Raw genomic sequence first — 20,908 nt, forward strand, 5'->3', positions numbered from 1 at the left:
TATAAACACTGTACTAAATAAAATTGTAGTTTAGTAAGTTAATTATAGAGATGCAAAGCAGTTTTAAAAACATACAGACCAAACTAGAAGCTTTTATTAGGCGTTATTACACCAATGAATTGTTTAAAGGCACGATCTTATTTTTCGCCATCGGGTTTTTATATTTTTTATTCACTTTGTTTGTTGAACATGTTTTATGGCTTAATACATTAGCAAGAACCATCTTGTTTTGGCTATTTGTTTTGGTGGAACTGGCGTTGTTTACCAAGTTTATTTTTATGCCATTAGCGAAACTTTTTAAACTTCAGAAAGGGATAAACTATGAAGACGCTTCAAGAATAATAGGGCAGCATTTTCCTGAAGTGAATGATAAGTTGTTGAATGTATTGCAACTGTATCAAAACCCAGCTCAATCGGAATTACTTATAGCAAGCATCGAACAAAAATCTTTAGAGTTAAGTCCGATTCCTTTTAAGCTAGCTATAAATTTTAAAAAGAATGTTCAGTATTTAAAATATGCTGCCATTCCTGTTCTAATCCTTTTGTCGACTTTTCTATTTGGTAAAACCAATTGGTTTAGCCATAGTTTAGATCGTGTGGTACACTTTAAAACAGCATACGAACCGCCAGCACCGTTTCAGTTTTTTGTGGTTAATGACCATTTAAATGCCATAGAAAACAAAGACTTCAAATTGATGGTTAGAACAGCAGGCAATGTTATTCCGGAAAACGCTGAAATACGTTATAACAATGAAACCTATTTTTTAAAGCAAACAGGAATAGGGGCGTTTGAATATGTGTTTCCACAACCTAAAGAACCAATCGAATTTCAACTAAGCTCCAATAATGTGACCTCAAAACCTTATACCGTTCATATTGTTGAAGTCCCTTCATTATTAAGTTTTGAAATGCTGTTAGATTACCCAAATTACACCAAGAAGAAAGATGAAACTTTAAAAAGTACGGGAAATGCTGTTGTTCCAGAAGGCACCCATATTACATGGCGGCTTAAAACAAAATCAACCGATAAGGTCCAGTTATTTGCCAAAGACACCATTCATTTTTTATCTGTTAAAGAAGGCCTTTTTGAAACCTCCAGACGTGTTTATAATAATTTAGCCTATAGCCTAAGTACCAGTAACAAAAACCTTAAAGATTATGAAACCTTAGCATTTAATTTGAACGTTGTTAAAGATGAGTTTCCAAACATCAACCTAAAAGTAAAAACAGATAGTCTGGATTTGCAAACACTTTATTTCTATGGGCAGATAAACGACGATTACGGATTTAGTAAATTACAGTTAGTTTATTATCCTATTGATGACGAATCGAAAAAGAAAATTGAGACCATTTCCATAGCAAATTCCAATGTAGCGGAGTTTATCACAGCATTTCCCAATAACTTAAGCATAGAAGCAGGTATTTCTTATGAAATATACTTTCAAGTATTTGATAATGACGAAGTTAATAAGTATAAAAGTGTCAAAAGCAATGTTTTTAGTTATAGAAAGCGAACTAAAGAGGAAGAAGTTACAAAACAATTGAATGCACAGAGTGAATCCATTAAAGATTTAAATAAGTCTTTAAAGAAATTTGATGAGCAAGAGAAGCAATTAGAAGAGTTAGCTAAAACCCAAAAAGAAAAATCGAATCTTAATTTTAATGATAAAAAGAAACTAGAATCATTTTTAGAGCGCCAAAAGCAGCAAGATGAAATGATGAAAAATTTTAACAAAAAACTTAAAGATAACTTAGAGGATTTTCAAAAGGAACATAAAGAAGAAAATACGTTTAAAGAAGATTTAAAAAAGCGTTTAGATGAAAATGAAGAACAACTAAAACAAGATGAAAAACTTTTAGAAGAATTACAAAAACTTCAAGATAAAATTAACAAAGAAGAGCTGACCCAAAAGCTGGATGAGTTAGCTAAACAAAACAAAAACAAAAAACGAAGCTTAGAGCAGTTATTGGAATTAACCAAACGTTTTTACGTTGAGAAAAAGTTAGACAAACTAAAAGATGATTTAGAAAAACTTGCAAACGAACAAGAGAAATTATCTAATCAATCAGATGAGAAAAACACAAAAGAAAAGCAAGAAGAATTAAATGATAGCTTTGAAGAATTTCAAAAGCAGTTGGACGATTTAAAGAAAGAAGGTAAAGAATTAAAAAAACCTATTGAGATTCCCCAAGATAAGTTAGAAGAGAATGAAATTAAGAAAGAGCAACAAAAGGCTTTAGATGAATTAGAGAAAAAGGAACAAGCTCTAGACAAGAACCAAAATCAAAAAAATGCCCAGAGCAGCCAGAAAAAAGCTGCTCAAAAAATGAAGAAGTTAAGTCAACAAATGCAAAGTGCTATGCAAGCAGGTGGTGGTGAACAAATACAAGAAGATGTTGAGATGCTAAGGCAAATTTTAGATAATTTAGTGCTTTTCTCATTCGATCAAGAAAAGCTAATGAAACGATTTCAAACCATTGAAGAGAACCACAATCAGTACGCGTCACTTCTTAAAAAACAAAACAGTTTGAGACAACATTTCGAGCATGTAGATGATAGTTTGTTTTCCTTATCACTTCGACAGCCTAAACTTTCTGAAGAGGTTAACAAGCAAATAACAGATGTATATTATAACATTGATAAGGCTTTAGAGTTGTTTGCAGAAGATCAAAAATACAAAGGAGTCTCCAATCAGCAATTTACCATCACAGCGGCTAATAATTTAGCAAATTTCTTAAGTGATGTTTTGGATAATATGCAAGAAAATCTGAGTATGTCTATGGGACAAGGTAACAAGGGAGATATGCAACTTCCAGATGTTATTATGAGTCAGGAACAGCTAAATAAAATGATGGAGGAAGGAATGAAAAAGGATAAAGAAGGAAAGCCAAAGGATGAAGGAGAAGGGCAAAAAGAAGGTAATAAAGGAAAAGAAGGAGACAAAGGAAAAAATGGTGATAAGCAAGGAAATGATAAAAACGGAAACAAAAGTGGAGGAGAAGGAGAAGGCAATAGTGAAGACATGAATGGCTTGCTGTATCAAATTTATCAGCAACAACAAGCGTTAAGAAATGCATTAGAAGATAAGCTTGCTAAAGAAGGTAAATCTGGTAACGCTTCTTCATTAATTAGAAAGATGGAAGAAGTCGAATTGGATTTATTGAACAAAGGATTTACGAATCAAACCCTTCAAAAAATGTTGAATTTAAAACATCAACTATTGAAGATGGAGAACGCTACGTTCCAGCAAGGAGAAGATAATAAGCGTGAATCCAAAACCAATAAGGACGATTATAACAACAATCCTAATAATCAAATTCCAACGGCTAAGCAATATTTTAATACGACCGAAATATTGAACAAACAAATACTACCTTTGCATCCAGTTTACAAAAAGAAAGTTCAAGAGTATTTCAAACAAAACGATGATTAATTTTAATTACGAAACTGTATTCTCATTAGACAATGAGAAACAATTATCTGAATGGATTGAAGGTGTTATTTCTGAAGAAGGATGTCAACTTGAAGAGGTCAATTATATCTTTTGTGACGATGCTTATTTACATAAATTGAATGTAGAGTTTCTTAATCATGACACATTAACTGATATTATTAGCTTTGATTATTCAGTCGGAAAAAATATACATGGAGATATTTTTATATCTGTAGAGCGAGTGGCAGATAACGCCAAGGATTTTAATGTGCCTGTGAATGAAGAACTGCAGCGTGTGATGGTTCACGGTGTGTTACATTATTGTGGCTACAAAGATAAGACCGATAACGAGGCGAAGCTGATGCGAGAAAAAGAAAACCACTACTTAAGTCAACTTGTTTGATATTCAGTAAATCAGTGTATATTTGCAAACTCAAAAATTAAATTTGATTAATGTTCCACGTGGAACAATTTAATAAATGAAGTTATGTTTAATGATGTTTATGATGTTATAGTTGTTGGTGCAGGACATGCAGGAAGTGAAGCCGCTGCCGCTGCTGCCAACATGGGGAGTAAAACATTGCTTATTACAATGAACCTGCAAAACATTGCACAGATGTCTTGCAACCCTGCTATGGGCGGTATTGCCAAAGGACAAATTGTTCGGGAAATAGATGCGTTAGGTGGGTATAGTGGTATTGTGTCCGACACATCTGCTATTCAGTTTAAAATGCTTAATAAATCTAAAGGGCCTGCGATGTGGAGTCCGAGGGTTCAAAGCGATCGAATGCGCTTTGCGGAAGATTGGCGACTGCTTTTAGAGGGTACGCCCAATCTTGATTTTTATCAGGAAATGGTAGCCGGGTTGTTAATGGATAAAGGAAAGGTTGTTGGTGTGAAAACGTCTTTAGGTGTTGAGATTAAATCCAAATCTGTTGTGTTGACTAACGGCACTTTTTTAAATGGTTTGATTCATATAGGCGATAAAAATTTTGGAGGTGGTAGAGCAGGTGAAAAAGCCGCAACAGGAATTACGGAACAATTAGTAAGTCTGGGTTTTGATTCCGGTAGAATGAAAACGGGAACGCCGCCACGAGTTGATGGGCGTTCATTGGATTATTCTAAAATGATTGAACAGCCAGGTGATGAAAACCCGGAGAAATTCTCTTATTTAGATGTTACAAAACCATTAGTGAAGCAACGCTCTTGTCACATGACATACACTAGCGAATTGGTTCATGATTTACTTCGTGAAGGATTCGATAGGTCGCCCATGTTTAATGGACGAATTAAAAGTTTAGGGCCTCGATATTGTCCGTCTATAGAAGATAAAATAAACCGTTTTGCAGATAAGGACAGGCATCAATTATTTGTAGAACCTGAAGGTTGGAATACCTGTGAGGTTTATGTGAATGGGTTTTCTACATCGTTGCCAGAAGATGTTCAATTTAAGGCCTTGCGTTCTGTCGTTGGTTTTGAAAATGTGAAATTTTTTAGACCTGGCTACGCTATTGAATATGATTATTTCCCACCAACCCAATTAAAGCATACTTTAGAAACAAAGCTTGTTGAAGGTTTATATTTCGCGGGTCAAATTAATGGCACTACGGGTTATGAAGAAGCAGCCTCCCAAGGTTTGATGGCTGGTATTAATGCGAGTTTAAAAGTTCAGGAAAAGGAAGCGTTTATATTAAAAAGAGACGAAGCTTATATAGGTGTTCTAATTGATGATTTAATCACTAAAGGCACAGAAGAGCCATATAGAATGTTTACATCGAGAGCAGAGTATAGAACGTTGTTGCGTCAAGATAATGCCGATTTAAGATTAACCCCTAAAGGTTTTGAGATCGGTTTAGCTAGTGAAAAACGTTTACGAAGAATGGAGCAGAAGCATGAAGAGGCAGAAAAGTTTGTTAAGTTTTTTGCTGATACTAGTGTGAAGCCAGAAGATGCCAATCCGGTTTTGGAATCTAAAGAATCTTCATCAATTAGACAGTCTGATAAAATGTTTAAAATATTTTCAAGACCAAATATCACTATAGATGATATGCGAAAATTTGATGCGGTTGAAGATTATATTCAAGATAATAATTTAGATAATGAAGTTATTGAGCAAGCAGAAATTCAAGTAAAATATTCTGGATATATTTCTAAAGAAAAGAATAATGCTGATAAGTTAACGAGATTGGAATATGTAAAAATCCCTGAGAATTTTGATTATTCACAAATCAAATCCATGAGTTTTGAAGCACGTGAAAAGCTTAAAAAGATACAGCCAACAACGGTGTCCCAAGCATCAAGGATTAGCGGTGTGTCGCCTAATGATATTTCGGTATTGTTGGTTTATATGGGTAGATAATCTTTGTTTGGTCGATTTAAAATTACATTTTTAGATATGACAGAATGAAGTTTATCTTGAACATTATCTAAAATGAAATGCATTATTTGAAGACAAAACCGTAGCTTGTGAAAAGATGCCAATGCTTTTTTTACAATAGGACTTCGACAAGCTCAGTCTGACAAACTAAACGTTATTTTATAGCGCTTTTTTAGAATAAAATGATACATAGGAGTGATACGCTTTAATTTTTGTTATGGATCAAAACGGCATTTATATAATCAAACTTTCTAAACGTTCCACGTGGAACGTTTAGAAAGTTTTAAAAAACATTCGTGAATTAGTGGCTAAAGCAACAACAACATCACCTTTTCTAAAAGTAATAGACCATTCGGTTTCTGGTGAGAATTTTGAATTATTCGAGAATTCAGAATACGGTTTTTTAGAAACCCATCCACAGCCATCATCCGAAACATTGCCCGACTATTATAAAAGCGATGACTATATTTCGCATACAGATTCCAAAAGAAATCTTTTTGAAAATGTATATCATTTGGTTAGAAAAGTGTCTTTAAAGCAAAAACTAAAACTAATTAATGGTTTTTCTTCAATAGAAAAAACACTTTTAGATGTAGGGTGTGGCACAGGCGATTTTTTATTAACGGCAAAGAAAAACAACTGGACTGTTTCTGGAATTGAACCAAACAAGCAAGCTCGGGAAATAGCTAATATTAAAACTGACAATGCGGTTTTTAATTCGGCGCAACTTTTAAAATTTGAACCAGAAAGTTTTGACGTGATAACGCTTTGGCATGTATTAGAACATCTACCAAATTTAGAAGAACACATTCAGATTTTTAAAAAATTGCTAAAGCCTAACGGAACATTAATTATTGCGGTGCCAAATTATAAAAGTTACGATGCAAATTATTATAAAGAGTTTTGGGCTGCTTATGATGTGCCCAGACATCTTTGGCATTTTAATAAAGCTTCTATATCAAAATTGGTTTCGAAAGTTTCAATGGAAGTCCTAAAAACAAAATCCATGTATTTTGATGCGTTTTATGTAAGCCTGCTTTCTGAAAAGTATAAAAATGGAAAAATGAGTTTTTTAAAAGGCTTTTGGGTTGGGATGCTATCAAATTTCAAATCTATTACAACTAAAGAGGCTTCTTCATTAATTTATGTCATTAAAAACAGCTAAAACCGATTTTAAAGCGTTTATAGCCGATTTTTAAAGCAAAAACAGCCAAACACCAGTCAAAAATCTTTGGATCGATTTAAACGCGTTTATGGAGCTCGTTTTTGATAATAAAATTTTATGATCAGTGTTGTTTTTTATAAATTATAACTATATATTAAAATCAAACAAATTTCTACTTTAAATATCGTTTACTTTACTACTTTTGTTCGTGTTATAAAATTAAACAAATGAAAAATATATTTTACGCAGCAGCGGTGATGTTGGCATTTACTTCTTGCCAAGAACAAGCAAAAATTGGATTTGTAGATAACGGAACCGTTATTAACGATTACCAAGAGAAAAAAGATATTGAAGCTAAATTTCAAGCGAAAGAAGAAGCTTTTAGAAAAAAGGCTGATAGTGTTGGTCAAGCATTCCAATTAGAAGTTCAAGAAACGCAGTTAACAGCTCAAAAATCATCTCAAGCAAAAGCTCAAGAATTAATGGGAGGGTTGCAACAAAAACAACAAGTGCTTCAACAAAGAATGCAAATGGAACAACAACAATTGCAACAAGAATTTCAAACTGAAATTGATTCTGTAATTAGCAAAGTAAAAAAGCATGTTAAAGATTATGGAAAAAGTAATGGCTATACTTATATTTTAGGAACTAGTGATGCCGCTGCAACTGTTATGTATGGAGCTGATGATAAAGATTTAACAAAAACTATTTTAGAAGCTTTAAATAAAGAGTATAAAAAATAGTATTTAACTGATATACAGTAAATTAAACCCCTGAAAATAATTTTTTAGGGGTTTTCTGTTTTAAAATCATTCCGCTTTTTTATGCAACAACCGCGTCAGTTTTATAGACAAATCGGTTAAAATTATTTTAGAATTTCCGTTGCGTTCAATGTGATAAATGGCATCTTGCAGCTCGTCACTTATTTCCAAGATGTTGTTACCATGTACAAAAGGCGCAAAATTTTCAAGTTTGAATGTTTCCGTTTTGGGTTCTAAGTAAACCAAATCGGTCGCCTTATAATTAAGCAATAAGGCTTGTCTAAAAAAGTCTAAACAGAAATTAAGAAATTGTTTTTGGGTTTCCCTACCGGTTTTAGAGATATCTTCACTCCATGAAATTAAATCGTGTATGGCGGCTTTATTTCCTTTGGCTTTAAAAGCACTTCGGATCCAGAAAATAAACCAAGTCTCAAATTGTAAATCTTCAGAGTCATGATAGACCAAATCGCAGGCTTTGTTGTAATTACCATTGGCTTGATGCGCAATTTTAGTAGCCACCGAAATATCTAAACTGTAATTTTTCACCAAGGCATTTTTCACAACATCTTCTGCCAAGGGAGGGAAATGCAATACTTGGCAACGTGAGCGTATGGTGTTTATTATCTGTTCTTCATCTTCAGCAATTAAAATAAAAACAGTTTTGTTGGGAGGTTCTTCAATAAGTTTTAAAAGCTTGTTGGCACAGGCGGTGTTCATTTTTTCAGCCATCCAAATAAGCATCACCTTATAACCGCCTTCATAAGCTTTTAACGATAAAGCTTTTACAATATCCTGTGCTTCATCAACACCGATTTGCCCTTGTTTGTTATCAACACCTAAAAGTTTATACCAATCAAACAAATTGCCATAAGGCTGCTCTTTTAAAAGTTGACGCCATTCTTCAAGATAATGACTCGAAACAGGGTGGCTCTTAGCTTTATCACTGCTGGTAACGGGAAAAGCAAAATGTAAATCGGGATGTGAAAAGTTTTTAAACTTTAGGTTACATGCTTCGTTACCAGAATTATTTTCACCATTAGCATTGTTACACAATATATATTGCGCATAAGCAATGGCCATTGGTAAGGTGCCGCTACCTTCAGGTCCCACAAACAATTGTGCATGCGGAATTCTCCCATTATCAACACTTTGTGTTAAATGGTTTTTAAGGTGTTCCTGCCCAAGAATATCTGTGAATTGCATCGAACAAACCTACACAAATTTTGTTAGATGTTAAAACACCATAAAGCTTTAAAATAAAAATCAAAAAAAATTATTTTCAAGCTACATCGATTTCGTTTGAAAACAGGTTTTGTAGCTGTTTTTAATTAGTTACTTTTGTAAACCAAATATTTAAAAAAATAAATAGCTTTATATGAAACACCCATGAGAATCACATTCACACACACGAAGGTGATTATAAAGGGTGTTCCATGTAACCTTTAAAAAACAAATAAACAGCTTTATATGAAACACCCCATGAGAATTGCATTCACATACACGAGGATGATTATTCAGGGTGTTCCATCTGACCAAAAAAAAACAATAAATATAAACAGATGAAAACGCTTAACGATTTTAATTTCGAAAACAAAAAAGCATTAATACGAGTAGACTTTAATGTGCCTCTAAATGAAAACTTTGAAGTAACCGATGCAACCAGAATAGTATCAGCAAAACCAACTATTATTAAAATTTTAGAAGATGGAGGAAGCTGTGTTTTAATGTCACATTTAGGACGTCCAAAAGGCGTTCAAGAACAGTTTTCTTTGGCACACATAGTAAAAGAAGTAGAAAATATTTTAGGTGTTGAAGTAAAGTTTGTAAACGAATGTGTTGGTGAAAAAGCAGAAGCTGCTGTAGCTAGTTTACAACCAGGACAAATTTTGTTACTTGAAAATCTACGTTTTCATAAGGAAGAAGAAGCGGGTGATAAAGCATTTGCCGAAAAACTATCAAAATTAGGAGACATTTATGTGAACGATGCTTTTGGCACAGCACATAGAGCACACGCCTCCACTACAATTGTTGCAGAATTTTTCCCAAACAGTAAATGTTTTGGCTATTTATTAGCACAAGAAATTGAGAGTATTGATAAAGTTTTAAAAACAGGTGAAAAACCAGTTTTAGCAGTTTTAGGAGGTGCTAAAGTATCTTCAAAAATCACGATTATAGAAAATATTTTAGATGCGGTTGACCATTTAATTATTGGTGGTGGTATGGCATTTACGTTTATTAAAGCTCAAGGAGGAAAAATTGGAAACTCTATTTGTGAAGATGATAAGCAAGAATTAGCTTTGGAAATATTAAAACAAGCAAAAGCTAAAAACGTACAGGTACACATTCCAGTTGATGTTATTGCTGCCGATGCATTTAGTAATGATGCAAATACACAAGTAGTTGATATAGATAAAATTCCAGATGGTTGGGAAGGTGTAGATGCTGGACCAAAATCGATAAAACAATTTCATGATGTCGTTATGCAATGCAAAACCATACTTTGGAATGGGCCATTAGGTGTTTTTGAAATGGAAAGTTTTGCTGGTGGTACCATAGAATTAGGGAATTCTATTGCTGAAGCTACTAAAAATGGAGCGTTCTCACTTGTAGGAGGTGGCGATTCGGTAGCTGCCGTAAAGCAATTTGGTTTCGAAGATAAAGTAAGCTATGTAAGTACAGGCGGTGGCGCTATGTTAGAAAGTTTAGAAGGCATTGTATTGCCTGGTATCGCAGCAATTTTAGAATAACTTTACTCGATAATCGAGATTTGAATGCTCGAGACTTACCTTGAGGTAATTGACTAGTAACTGGCTTCAAAATATAGTTGATACATATTTTGCCACAAACACACGAATATTGAAAGATAGTTGTGTGTTTGTGGCTTTTTTAGTTTGAACTCATCTTGACTTTTTTGATTGAAGCGAAAAATATCCTTTGCGCAAGCTGGCTCGTTCGCTAAAATAACCCACCAGGTTATTTTATACGCTCCGTCCGGTTCCAGATTTTAGCTTTTTAGCACTTCATAGCAGCGCTACATAGTAAAAAACAGGTGAAATATGGGGCAAAAAGATTATTTTGCAGCCAATTGAAAAAAGTCAAGATGAAGTTCTTAATAATAAAGCGTAATTCCGACAAAATAACGTGTTAATAACTATTATTGTAGGTTTTGAATCACATAAATCAAATTAAGTTTTTATTTTAACTTAAAAAATACGATTTTAGCTCTAATATCGTTCAATATAACCAAATGAATAAGATTTATGACGTTTAGATTTTTTATAATAGTATGGCTCTTCAATTTTGCTACGTGTTTTTCGCAAATGCAAGATTCGGTTTCTGTAAAAGGGAATGAGAACGATTTTAAGCACATTAAAACTCAAAAAGATAGTCTTTTACTTCAAAAAGTTGAAGACGATATGTTTACCGCCAATTTAGATGAAAAATGGCTTAAAGAATTATATAGCAATTCACTTTACGATACCATTTACAATTCTATTACCGAACTTAATTTTGAAGAAGTAGAATATCCAGAACTTTCAACAGAGTTATTAAAATCCAGATTAGCCGATTTAAGTTCAAAAACACCTTTTAATGTAGAATACAATCCAGGTTTAGAAAGTATTATCAAATCATATTTAAAAAACAGAAGGGAAACGCTTCAAAGGCTAATCAATTTAAGTGCTTTTTATTTCCCAATGTTTGAGCGCGAATTAGACAACCACGACCTGCCTTTGGAAATAAAATATTTAGCCATAGTAGAATCTGCCTTAAAGCCAAGAGCAAAATCTAGGGTAGGAGCTACAGGACTATGGCAATTTATGTATGGCACAGGTAAAATGTACGGATTGGATGTAAGTAGTTATGTTGATGAACGTAGTGATCCAATAAAATCTACCGAAGCCGCCGCAAAATACCTATCCAAACTTTATGAAATTTTTGGCGATTGGGATTTAGCGCTTGCTGCCTATAACTCAGGCCCAGGCAATGTTACTAAAGCGATTCGTCGCTCCGGTGGTTACCAAAATTATTGGAACATAAGGCATAATTTACCTCGTGAAACGGCAGGATATTTACCAGCTTTTTTAGCAACCATGTATATTTTTGAATATGCTGAAGAACACGGGTTTACAAAACCAAGACCAGAGGTTGCACTGTTTGAAACGGATACCATTCGAGTGAAACAAATGATAACACTCGACCAAATATCAGAGGCCACAGGTGTTGAAATAGAAGAACTTCAATTTTTAAATCCTTCCTACAAATTAGATATTATTCCTTTTATTAAAGGCGAGAATTATACACTGCGTTTACCTAGAACGGCTATTGGAGATTTTGTAACGAACGAAGATAAAATTTACGAGTTTGCCAAAGCCGAATTTGACAAGCGCGAAAAGCCCATGCCTCAATTTTTTGATGCAGACACTAAAATGACGCACCGTGTCAGATCTGGAGAATTTCTAGGGTTAATTGCCAGAAAGTACGGCGTGCGAGTAAGCGATATAAAAAAATGGAATGGCTTACGAAGCAACAATTTAAAGATTGGACAACGTTTAGCCATTTACCCACGAAATTTAACAGCATTAGCTACATCTTCAACAAGTAAATCTACAACTTCGGAAGCTGTTTCTGGTGGTTCAAAAATATATACAGTAAGAAGTGGCGACTCGTTATGGAGTATTTCACAAAAATTTCCTGGAGTTTCTGTCCAAAATATTAAAGATTGGAACGGTATTAGTGGTAGTAAATTAAAACCAGGAATGAAACTTAAAATATCAAAGAGCTAAATTTCCTTAAAACCAATTTAAATTATGCGAAATATTCTTTTTTCAGCAGTTTTACTAACCCTATTTGTTTCTTGTGGCGATAAAAAATCATCTAACGAAAAAATGCTTTTAGACTCGTCGGGAAACATTAACAACGTTTCTGTAATTATAGATAACGAATTGTGGGATGGTAGTGTAGGAGATGCTATTAGAAACGTGCTTGCAGCTCCAATTTATGGATTGCCACAAGACGAACCCATGTTTACTATTAGTCAAATTCCACCATCGGTTTTTTCAGGATTTGTTACAAAAAATAGAACCATTTTAAAAATAGAAGTAAATGAGGAAACGGGCATGGAAATTTTAAATAATGTTTATGCACAACCTCAAAAAGTTATTGTAATTAGGGGAAAATCTAGAGAACAACTTGCCGATGTTTTAAAGGATAATGCTTCAAAAATAGTTAAAACATTTAGAAATGAAGAGATTGCGGAAAGGAGACGCCAAATGGCCAAATCACCTCACAATTTCACTTCAATTCAAAAAAAACTTGGATTAACGATTCAATTTCCATCTGCATATAGAATAGCAAAAGAAACCGATAATTTCTTTTGGATTAGAAAAGACATTACCACAGGAACTACTAATTTAATGATTTTTGAACTGCCTTATTCAGCCATTAAGCGAAATGATAGTTTAACAAACCAAATAGTTAAGTTAAGAGACTCTATTGGTAAAGCTTATATTAAAGGAAGGCAAGATGGCATAATAAAAGCGAATGGTGAAAAAATAGAATCGTATATGACTACTGAAGACTCTTATGCTCCTTATATATCTGAAACGATTGTAGACAATAAACCAGCAATTGAAACCAAAGGATTGTGGGATTTAAAAGAAGATTTTATGGGAGGTCCATTTATTAGTTACGCTATTGAAGATAAAATTAATAAACGTTGGGTCGTTGTTGAAGGTTTTGCTTTTGCTCCATCAGTAGAAAAACGTAATTATATGTTAGAATTAGAGTCTATAATTAGATCAGTTAAAATAGATTAGTTAGACTATATAAAACAAAAAGACCAGCATATTTATGCTGGTCTTTTTGTTTTATATACAAAAGAACTTAATTACTTTTTATCCTCTTTTTTGTTCTCTTTACTATCGTCTTCTTTACTAGCGTCTTTAAATTCTTTAATACCACTTCCCAGTCCTCTCATTAATTCAGGGATTTTCTTTCCTCCAAACAATAATAGAACAACCACGATTATTAGTGCTACTTGCAATGGACCAATAGCTCCTAAAAACATACTTAATGACATCATAATTATTAATTTTATTGTGCAAAGTTAGTAATTAAAGTTTAATAAAATCGTTTTGGATATAACTTTAGTATAAAGCAACCAGTCTTGCCATATTTTTATTTAATTTTGCTTTAAGATGAACACAAAGAAACCAGAAAAAAGAAAGATAAAACGAAAATTACTTGATAAGTACCGATTGGTGATACTTAACGAGCATACGTTTGAGGAGCGCTTATCAATTAAGCTAACGCGCTTAAATGTGTTTGTTTTAGCTTCTTTGTCGGCAATTATCTTAATTGCGGGCACAACCATGCTTATTGCATTTACTTCTTTAAAAGAATATATACCAGGATATTCCTCTGCGTCATTAAAGAAAAAAGCAACCGAATTGAATTATAAAACCGACTCACTGCAGCAAGTAATTGCTATGAACGACCGCTATTACGCTTCCATAAAAAAGGTGTTGCAAGGAGAAGTTAGTACGGTAGATTTTTCTAGAGATTCCATTATTCAAGCGGTTAAATTAGAGGCTAGCGAAGTAAACTTAAAACCAACAACCGAAGACTCCATTTTAAGACAAAAAGTAGATAAAGAGGATAAATACAATTTATTTGAGTCGGCAACATCTGCGTCCAATTTTGTATTATTTCCTCCTGTAAATGGTACTATAAGCGAATCGTATAATGTAAAAAACAAACATTTTGCAGTCGATATTGTAGTTGCTAAAGGAACACCCATAAAAGCAACTGCCGATGGTATTGTTATTTTTGCTGAATGGACCGCTAATACAGGATATGTTGTAATTATTGAACACAGTTATGGGTTAATTTCAGTATATAAACACAATTCAGCTTTAACAAAAACCCAAGGCGATTTAGTTAAGGCAGGTGAAGTTATTGCAACCGCAGGAAATGCCGGAGAACTTTCTACCGGTCCGCATTTGCATTTCGAACTCTGGAATGACGGTTACCCCATAAACCCAACAAACTTCATAGATTTTAAATAATTTAACGATTGATGATTAACGAATGATGGTTTAACGATTGATGAATGATAAACGATTAACTATATAACCTCATAACCTTAAAAACAACAGATGATATCAATAAAATCGGCTTTAGCAAAACCTTTTGCAAAACGGGTTCATTACACTATTCAAAAGTGGGCAAAAAAACCTTTTGAAACCCAAGAAAAGGTATTTCAAAACCTAATTTCAGAAGCAGCCGGCACCCAATTTGGTAAAGACCACGATTTTATAAGCATTAATTCTTATGAAGATTTTGTAAAAAGGGTTCCTATACGGGATTATGAAGATTTAAAACCTTATGTAGAACGTGTTGTTGCGGGTGAAGAAGATATTCTTTGGAAAGGTAAGCCCATCTATTTTGCAAAAACATCAGGAACCACGTCGGGTTCTAAATACATTCCTATTTCAAAAGAAAGCATGCCCTATCATGTAGAAGCTGCCAGAAATGCTATTTTAATGTATATTAACGAAACAGGAAACAGCAAATTTGTAGATGGTAAAATGATTTTTCTTCAAGGAAGCCCTATCCTTAAAGAACAAAATGGCATACAATTAGGGCGCCTTTCGGGTATTGTAGCGCATTATGTGCCTAAATACCTTCAAAAGAACCGGTTACCATCATGGGAAACCAACTGTATTGAAGATTGGGAAACCAAAGTAGATGCGATTGTTGAGGAAACACTTCCAGAGAACATGACTATTATTTCGGGCATACCATCGTGGGTACAGATGTATTTTGAAAAACTTCAGCAAAAAACAGGAAAAAAAGTAGGCGACATTTTTAAAAACTTCAACCTTTTTATTTTTGGAGGTGTAAATTACGAACCCTATCGTGCTAAATTTGAGAATTTAATCGGCAGAAAAGTAGATAGTATTGAGTTGTACCCTGCCAGTGAAGGTTTTTTTGCATTTCAAGATAAACAGAACGAAAAAGGGATGCTGCTTCAATTAAACTCAGGGATTTTTTATGAGTTTATTAGAGCTGATGAGTTTTTCAACGAAAACCCCAAACGAATCACCATTAAAGATGTTGAAATAGGTGTAAACTATGTCATGATTATTTCAACAAATGCAGGACTTTGGGCCTATAATATTGGTGATACAGTACAGTTTACCTCAACAAAACCATATCGTGTTATCGTGTCTGGACGTATAAAACATTTTATTTCTGCTTTTGGTGAACATGTTATTGGTAAAGAAGTAGAACAAGCTATGCAAGAAGCAACTTTAAATTCAAACATAAGAGTTACCGAATTTACAGTGGCTCCGCAAATTAATCCGTTGGAAGGATTGCCCTATCACGAATGGTTTGTTGAGTTTGAAAACGAACCGAAAGATCTTTTTGCTTTAGCTCAAAAAATAGATGCATCACTTCAAAAGCAAAACAGTTATTATTTCGATTTGATACAAGGTAAAGTATTACAGCCACTTAAAATAACAAAAGTTAAAAAAGGCGGATTTCAGGAGTATATGAAATCTATTGGAAAATTAGGTGGACAAAATAAACTTCCCAGATTGTCGAACGATAGAAAAATAGTTGAGGGGTTTCCGCACATAAATTAAACCAAATAATGGTATCTTTGTCACGTTAAAAATGAGTATGAGTAACAAAAAACATCACGAAAGAACGAGAGCGCAAGAGAGCTCGAACGCCATTGAGCGGATGTATATTACTATGCGCCATTTGTTTAACAGAGGGTTTTATAAGCCCATGGGTATTTCGGGCGATACACTTCGTGAATCCCTGTTGTTACTAAGACCAGAAATTTACGGTTCTATTGGCGAAGAAAAAGCAGAATTAGAGGGCTTACTTTATGTCATCGATAGATTGCCTATTGGTATTGAAGAATGCACTTTTATAAACCTAACAAGTGATGAGGGGTATTCTGACTCACATTTTAAGCCCATCATACCTGAAAAAAGACGTAGAAATTGTTATAGAATTGATGCCGAGCAAATGAATATTGAGATTACCCGAGGTCGTTCGGAAATCTACGATATTTTAACACATCTGACGTTTCTTTTTATAGAATCCCATAAAATTAGCAGTCGTGTTTTAATTGATGAAAGTGGTTCTACAACCCGTGATTGGACCAAACTCGAAAATGCAGTTTTGTCGAAAAAGAAACTCACGCAAGAGGAACGTGAAATAGCCATAACACATACTGCCAATATTTTAGGGCGCACATTTAACGAGTTAAGAGCCGTTTATTCAGATTTTGCAATACCAACACAACCAGAACGCTTGTTGCATATTGTGTATTGGTTAGGAAAACTAGCTATAGAAGAACAAATTAATACAAACAAACGTACTGTTACCTTTAGCCCTGTTTTAAGAGAGCGACTGGGGCATCACATACACGGTGAAATTTGGGCAGATACCATTAAGGACATTCTTTATAAAAACAATTTGTTAGAAAGACCCATACACATTATAAGTGCCAACATGCATAGTGTTATGAACACGCTTTATGCACCGTCAGCTTTAAAAACTCCAGCATCAAAAGATGTTTACAGTGTTTATGAATCTTTAAGCAAGAAGGAAAATGATGATTTACGAAATAAAGTAACCAAAGAAGCGTTACAAAATGGCATGATTTATATTGAAGATGCCTCGGGTACTAAAATAGATGTTCAAATTTTTGATACGAGCAAGTTAGATGTTTCTAAGTTGGATATTCAAGTCAATGAAGCCAAAATAGCATCTGAAAAACCGATTATTTTGGTTATGGATTATGCTTTTGGGGAACAAGCTTATGAAACGATAGACGAGTTGTTAAAGCCTTATAAAGTAAAAGGTAATAACATCCATTTAAACATAGATTCTATATCCATTATGGGAAAAGCTGGGATTTTAGAAGGAGGAAAAGGTGATATTATGATTCCTACAGCCCATATTTTTGAAGGAACAGCCGATAATTACCCATTTACCAACGAACTTTCAAAGCAAGATTTAGAAGGCCATGGTATTGATGTGTATGAAGGTACCATGATTACAGTTTTAGGAACTTCATTACAAAACAAAGACATTCTAAAATTCTTTTATAGCTCGACATGGCGTGTTATTGGTTTAGAAATGGAAGGTGCACATTATCAAAAAGCCATTCAAGCAGCCTCAAAAGTGAGAAGAAGTATAAGTCCTGATGTTAAGGTAAGATACGCTTATTATGCCAGTGACAATCCATTAGAAACTGGAGCCACATTGGCTTCTGGAGGCTTAGGAACCACAGGTGTAAAGCCAACCTATTTAATTACAAGAAAAATAATAGAACAAGTATTTAATTAATAATTATTAATGTTATGAGTAAAGAGTTGCCACAACCAAATCAATCTGAAGAAGTAGATTTAGGTCAATTATTTAAATTAATAGGAAATGCGTTTGATCGTTTCTTCAAATTTATTGCAAGTATTTTTATTGGTATTTATAACGTATTTTTATTATTGTTAATACATATTTATAGACGTTTGGTTTGGTATGCAACCGCAGTTATTTTAGGCGTTGTTATAGGGTTTATTATTGATATGAATTCTAATAAACTCTATGGAGCTAATATGTTTATTGAAACTAATTTTAATTCAGCCAGACAGGTTTATGAAAATGTAAAGGACTTTCATCAATTAGCGAATATTGATAAAGACACATTAGGATTAGCAAAGAAATTAGGTATTTCCACTGATGAGGCAGCTCATTTAAAGGGTTTTTATATTGAGGCTGATTTGGATGAAAACAATATTGCTGAAATGTATTCTGATTTTTGTAAACGATTAGATTCTATTTCTCGTTTAGAAATGACTTATGAAAGATATAAAAACTCATTAACAGCTTATAATTTTCGAGTTCATAGAATAGGGGTAGCTTCTACAAATAAAAGCATTTATAAAAAGATAGAACAAGCTTTCATTGAAGGCATCTCTGGAAATGCTTATTTAAATGAACTGGCAAAAGTCAATAATGAAATTTTAGTTAGAAAGGATTCTGTGCTTCAAAACCAAATTCAAAAAACAGATTCGTTGGTTAAGGAATATTTACAGATTAGAATCAATGAATCTAAAAAAGAACCAATTCCCGGTTCAGGTACGAATCTATATATGGGAGATGCAGAATCTGGAGGAAGTTTAATGGTTGATGAGTCTAAACTTCTTGAAAGACGGTTGGGGCTTGAGAACGGAAGAAGAGTTTTAGATAGTGCTATTGTTAGGCAAAAGAATGTTGTTAATGTTTTAGCTAATTTCCCACAGTCAGGTTATGATATTAGGGAATGGTATGATAAAAAGAAATTCTTATTGCCATTAATTTTATTTGTAATGACTCTTTTGGTATTTTCTTTTATGGGGCTTGGAAAATATTTGGGCAAACAAAGTAAATTGTAATAGAACGCATCTTGATTTTTTGTTTTTAACCAAAAATAAAATTTGTACAGATGAGGCGCTTTTCGCAAGGCATAGCAGCGCTACGCATAAAAAAGTAACAAAAAATGGATAAATTTTAGCCATTCCTGCCTGCCGGCAGGCAGGTTTTAGGAAATAGAAAAAGTCAAGAATAGTCATAAAAAGAAACACCCATAAGAATAGCATTTATACACCCGAGGATGATTATTCAAGGTGTACCAAGCTTGTGCTGAGCATTAGCGAGATGCAAAATATATTTTGCAGCGAAGTTGGCAAGTGAAGCTTGTTGAAGCATGACAATTAAAAAACAATAAAAAGAAACAGATGAAAATATTAATTACTGGAGGAGCAGGATTTATTGGATCTCATGTAGTAAGGCTATTTGTTGAAAAATATCCAAATTATCATATTTTTAATTTAGACGCTCTTACTTATGCTGGCAACTTAGAGAATTTAAAGGACATTGAAAATAAATCCAATTATACTTTTATTAAAGGAGACATAACAGATGAAATCTTTATAAATGAATTATTTAAAGAACATAAATTTGATTCAATCATTCATTTAGCCGCAGAATCGCATGTAGATAGGTCTATAAAAGATCCATTGGCATTTGTGAAAACAAATGTAATTGGTACCATGATTCTTTTAAATGCATTTAAAAGTACATGGAAAGACAACTTTAACAACAAACTGTTTTATCACATTAGTACCGATGAGGTTTATGGTACATTAGGAGAAACAGGGTTGTTTACAGAAACAACTTCCTATGATCCTAATTCGCCTTATTCAGCATCAAAAGCTAGCTCAGACCATTTTGTGAGAGCTTATGGTGAAACTTACGGCATGCCTTATGTTATAACAAATTGTTCCAACAATTATGGGCAAAACCAATTTCCTGAAAAGTTAATTCCGTTATTTATAAATAATATAATAAGTAGTAAATCATTACCTGTTTATGGCGACGGCAATTATACCAGAGATTGGCTGTATGTAAAGGACCATGCGGTTGCCATTGATTTGGTTTTTCACAAAGGAAAAAACCAAGAAACCTATAATATTGGAGGTTTTAACGAATGGAAAAACATCGATTTAGTTAAGTTATTGTGCCAACAGATGGACGAAAAACTAAATAGGCAAAAAGGAACTTCAGAGAAGTTAATAACCTACGTAAAAGACCGTCCAGGACATGATTTAAGATATGCTATTGACGCATCAAAAATAAATAAGGAATTAGGTTGGAAACCATCGGTAACCTTTGAGGAAGGTTTAAACAAAACCATAGATTGGTATTTAAACAATGAAGATTGGCTTGATAATGTAACGAGTGGGGAGTACCAATCATATTATGAAAAGCAGTATAGTTAATGAAAAGTTATATAGTTAAGAGGTTAAGAAGGACAGCATAACTATATTTAAACTATGAATAAATTAAATCTCATAAAGATTTAAAAGTATGGCAGGAGTCTATGGATTTTGTTATAATATAACAGAACAGTTTCCTTCAAAGGGAACCTTTGGATTGACGTCTCAATTACGTAGAGCTTTAGTTTCAATACCATCCAACTTTGCAGAAGGCGCAGGGAGAAAAGGAGGAAAAGAATTCTCTAGATTTTTATATATTGTTTTAGGGTCACTTTCAGAAGTTGAAACATCCATGTTAAAAACACCTTTAACACACAGGACATGATTAT

16 protein-coding genes are annotated in these 20,908 nt (G+C 33.6%); 14 read left to right on the forward strand and 2 right to left on the reverse strand.

The genetic code is table 11. The features are described 5' to 3' along the window. Nucleotides 1-50 precede the first annotated feature (50 nt). The 5 genes from ACGLWY_RS09495 (at nt 51) to ACGLWY_RS09515 (ending at nt 7,719) form a co-directional block, all read left to right on the forward strand. Complete coding sequence (locus ACGLWY_RS09495; protein ID WP_396619441.1) at nt 51-3,434, forward strand: DUF4175 family protein; 3,384 nt, start codon at nt 51-53, stop codon at nt 3,432-3,434. Continuing rightward, entirely contained in the window at nt 3,427-3,837 is a 411-nt protein-coding gene (ybeY, locus tag ACGLWY_RS09500) for an rRNA maturation RNase YbeY (protein WP_396619442.1), read from the forward strand. The genes ACGLWY_RS09495 and ybeY overlap by 8 nt, the downstream gene beginning before the upstream one ends. Before the next feature lie 84 nt (nt 3,838-3,921). Next, entirely contained in the window at nt 3,922-5,793 is a 1,872-nt protein-coding gene (gene mnmG / locus ACGLWY_RS09505) for a tRNA uridine-5-carboxymethylaminomethyl(34) synthesis enzyme MnmG (protein ID WP_396619443.1), read from the forward strand. A gap of 322 nt (nt 5,794-6,115) precedes the next feature. Beyond that, nucleotides 6,116-6,976 (forward strand): class I SAM-dependent methyltransferase, encoded by an 861-nt coding sequence (locus ACGLWY_RS09510; protein ID WP_396619444.1) that lies wholly within the window; start codon nt 6,116-6,118, stop codon nt 6,974-6,976. 227 nt (nt 6,977-7,203) lie between these two features. Next, nucleotides 7,204-7,719 (forward strand): OmpH family outer membrane protein, encoded by a 516-nt coding sequence (locus ACGLWY_RS09515; RefSeq protein ID WP_396619445.1) that lies wholly within the window; start codon nt 7,204-7,206, stop codon nt 7,717-7,719. A gap of 66 nt (nt 7,720-7,785) precedes the next feature. On the opposite strand, the gene ACGLWY_RS09520 is transcribed toward ACGLWY_RS09515, so the two are convergent. Next, nucleotides 7,786-8,940 carry an ATP-binding protein gene (locus tag ACGLWY_RS09520; protein WP_396619446.1) on the reverse strand — a complete coding sequence of 385 codons (1,155 nt, stop codon included), beginning with the start codon at nt 8,938-8,940 and terminating at the stop codon, nt 7,786-7,788. A gap of 356 nt (nt 8,941-9,296) precedes the next feature. Here ACGLWY_RS09520 and ACGLWY_RS09525 point away from each other — a divergent pair, with 356 nt between their 5' ends. The 3 genes from ACGLWY_RS09525 to ACGLWY_RS09535 all read left to right on the forward strand — a co-directional run bounded on the left by ACGLWY_RS09525 (nt 9,297) and on the right by ACGLWY_RS09535 (nt 13,553). Next, nucleotides 9,297-10,484, forward strand: a complete 1,188-nt coding sequence (locus ACGLWY_RS09525) for a phosphoglycerate kinase (protein WP_396619447.1) — start codon at nt 9,297-9,299, stop codon at nt 10,482-10,484. A gap of 513 nt (nt 10,485-10,997) precedes the next feature. Beyond that, the gene (locus ACGLWY_RS09530) at nt 10,998-12,521 is read left to right on the forward strand and encodes a LysM peptidoglycan-binding domain-containing protein (protein WP_396619448.1); all 1,524 of its coding nucleotides are present in this window, start codon (nt 10,998-11,000) and stop codon (nt 12,519-12,521) included. Between the two features lie 24 nt (nt 12,522-12,545). Further along, nucleotides 12,546-13,553, forward strand: coding sequence for a DUF4837 family protein (locus tag ACGLWY_RS09535; RefSeq protein WP_396619449.1), 1,008 nt, complete (start codon nt 12,546-12,548; stop codon nt 13,551-13,553). Nucleotides 13,554-13,624: 71 nt separating this feature from the next. Here the strand turns inward: ACGLWY_RS09535 and tatA are convergent, their stop codons facing one another. Next, nucleotides 13,625-13,819 (reverse strand): twin-arginine translocase TatA/TatE family subunit, encoded by a 195-nt coding sequence (tatA, locus tag ACGLWY_RS09540; protein WP_396619450.1) that lies wholly within the window; start codon nt 13,817-13,819, stop codon nt 13,625-13,627. A gap of 115 nt (nt 13,820-13,934) precedes the next feature. On the opposite strand from tatA, the gene ACGLWY_RS09545 reads away from it, so the two are divergent. The 6 genes from ACGLWY_RS09545 (at nt 13,935) to ACGLWY_RS09570 (ending at nt 20,904) form a co-directional block, all read left to right on the forward strand. Beyond that, complete coding sequence (locus ACGLWY_RS09545) at nt 13,935-14,804, forward strand: M23 family metallopeptidase (RefSeq protein WP_396619451.1); 870 nt, start codon at nt 13,935-13,937, stop codon at nt 14,802-14,804. A 90-nt stretch (nt 14,805-14,894) separates the two neighbouring features. Continuing rightward, the gene (locus ACGLWY_RS09550) at nt 14,895-16,388 is read left to right on the forward strand and encodes a GH3 auxin-responsive promoter family protein (protein WP_396619452.1); all 1,494 of its coding nucleotides are present in this window, start codon (nt 14,895-14,897) and stop codon (nt 16,386-16,388) included. Between the two features lie 37 nt (nt 16,389-16,425). Then, nucleotides 16,426-18,111 (forward strand): DUF6909 family protein, encoded by a 1,686-nt coding sequence (locus ACGLWY_RS09555; RefSeq protein WP_396619453.1) that lies wholly within the window; start codon nt 16,426-16,428, stop codon nt 18,109-18,111. A 14-nt stretch (nt 18,112-18,125) separates the two neighbouring features. After that, a complete protein-coding gene (locus ACGLWY_RS09560; protein WP_396619454.1) occupies nt 18,126-19,196 on the forward strand; it encodes a hypothetical protein in 1,071 nt (356 codons plus the stop codon). A 342-nt stretch (nt 19,197-19,538) separates the two neighbouring features. Further along, on the forward strand, nt 19,539-20,582 hold the full coding sequence (rfbB, locus tag ACGLWY_RS09565; RefSeq protein WP_396619455.1) for a dTDP-glucose 4,6-dehydratase: 1,044 nt from the start codon (nt 19,539-19,541) through the stop codon (nt 20,580-20,582). Between the two features lie 88 nt (nt 20,583-20,670). Continuing rightward, entirely contained in the window at nt 20,671-20,904 is a 234-nt protein-coding gene (locus ACGLWY_RS09570) for a four helix bundle protein (RefSeq protein ID WP_396619456.1), read from the forward strand. The last annotated feature ends 4 nt before the right edge of the window (nt 20,905-20,908 follow it).

The sequence above is a fragment of the Mariniflexile sp. HMF6888 genome, assembly GCF_044335535.1.
GTDB lineage: Bacteria > Bacteroidota > Bacteroidia > Flavobacteriales > Flavobacteriaceae > Mariniflexile.

Bases quoted from the DNA above. Each gene is read 5' to 3' on its own strand.
- ACGLWY_RS09570 (WP_396619456.1), top strand. From the start codon at position 20,671: ATGGCAGGAGTCTATGGATTTTGTTATAATATAACAGAACAGTTTCCT.
- ACGLWY_RS09515 (WP_396619445.1), top strand. From the start codon at position 7,204: ATGAAAAATATATTTTACGCAGCAGCGGTGATGTTGGCATTTACTTCT.
- ACGLWY_RS09495 (WP_396619441.1), top strand. From the start codon at position 51: ATGCAAAGCAGTTTTAAAAACATACAGACCAAACTAGAAGCTTTTATT.
- ACGLWY_RS09560 (WP_396619454.1), top strand. From the start codon at position 18,126: ATGAGTAAAGAGTTGCCACAACCAAATCAATCTGAAGAAGTAGATTTA.
- rfbB (WP_396619455.1), top strand. From the start codon at position 19,539: ATGAAAATATTAATTACTGGAGGAGCAGGATTTATTGGATCTCATGTA.
- ACGLWY_RS09535 (WP_396619449.1), top strand. From the start codon at position 12,546: ATGCGAAATATTCTTTTTTCAGCAGTTTTACTAACCCTATTTGTTTCT.
- mnmG (WP_396619443.1), top strand. From the start codon at position 3,922: ATGTTTAATGATGTTTATGATGTTATAGTTGTTGGTGCAGGACATGCA.
- tatA (WP_396619450.1), bottom strand. From the start codon at position 13,819: ATGATGTCATTAAGTATGTTTTTAGGAGCTATTGGTCCATTGCAAGTA.
- ACGLWY_RS09520 (WP_396619446.1), bottom strand. From the start codon at position 8,940: ATGCAATTCACAGATATTCTTGGGCAGGAACACCTTAAAAACCATTTA.
- ACGLWY_RS09550 (WP_396619452.1), top strand. From the start codon at position 14,895: ATGATATCAATAAAATCGGCTTTAGCAAAACCTTTTGCAAAACGGGTT.
- ybeY (WP_396619442.1), top strand. From the start codon at position 3,427: ATGATTAATTTTAATTACGAAACTGTATTCTCATTAGACAATGAGAAA.
- ACGLWY_RS09545 (WP_396619451.1), top strand. From the start codon at position 13,935: ATGAACACAAAGAAACCAGAAAAAAGAAAGATAAAACGAAAATTACTT.
- ACGLWY_RS09555 (WP_396619453.1), top strand. From the start codon at position 16,426: ATGAGTAACAAAAAACATCACGAAAGAACGAGAGCGCAAGAGAGCTCG.
- ACGLWY_RS09525 (WP_396619447.1), top strand. From the start codon at position 9,297: ATGAAAACGCTTAACGATTTTAATTTCGAAAACAAAAAAGCATTAATA.
- ACGLWY_RS09530 (WP_396619448.1), top strand. From the start codon at position 10,998: ATGACGTTTAGATTTTTTATAATAGTATGGCTCTTCAATTTTGCTACG.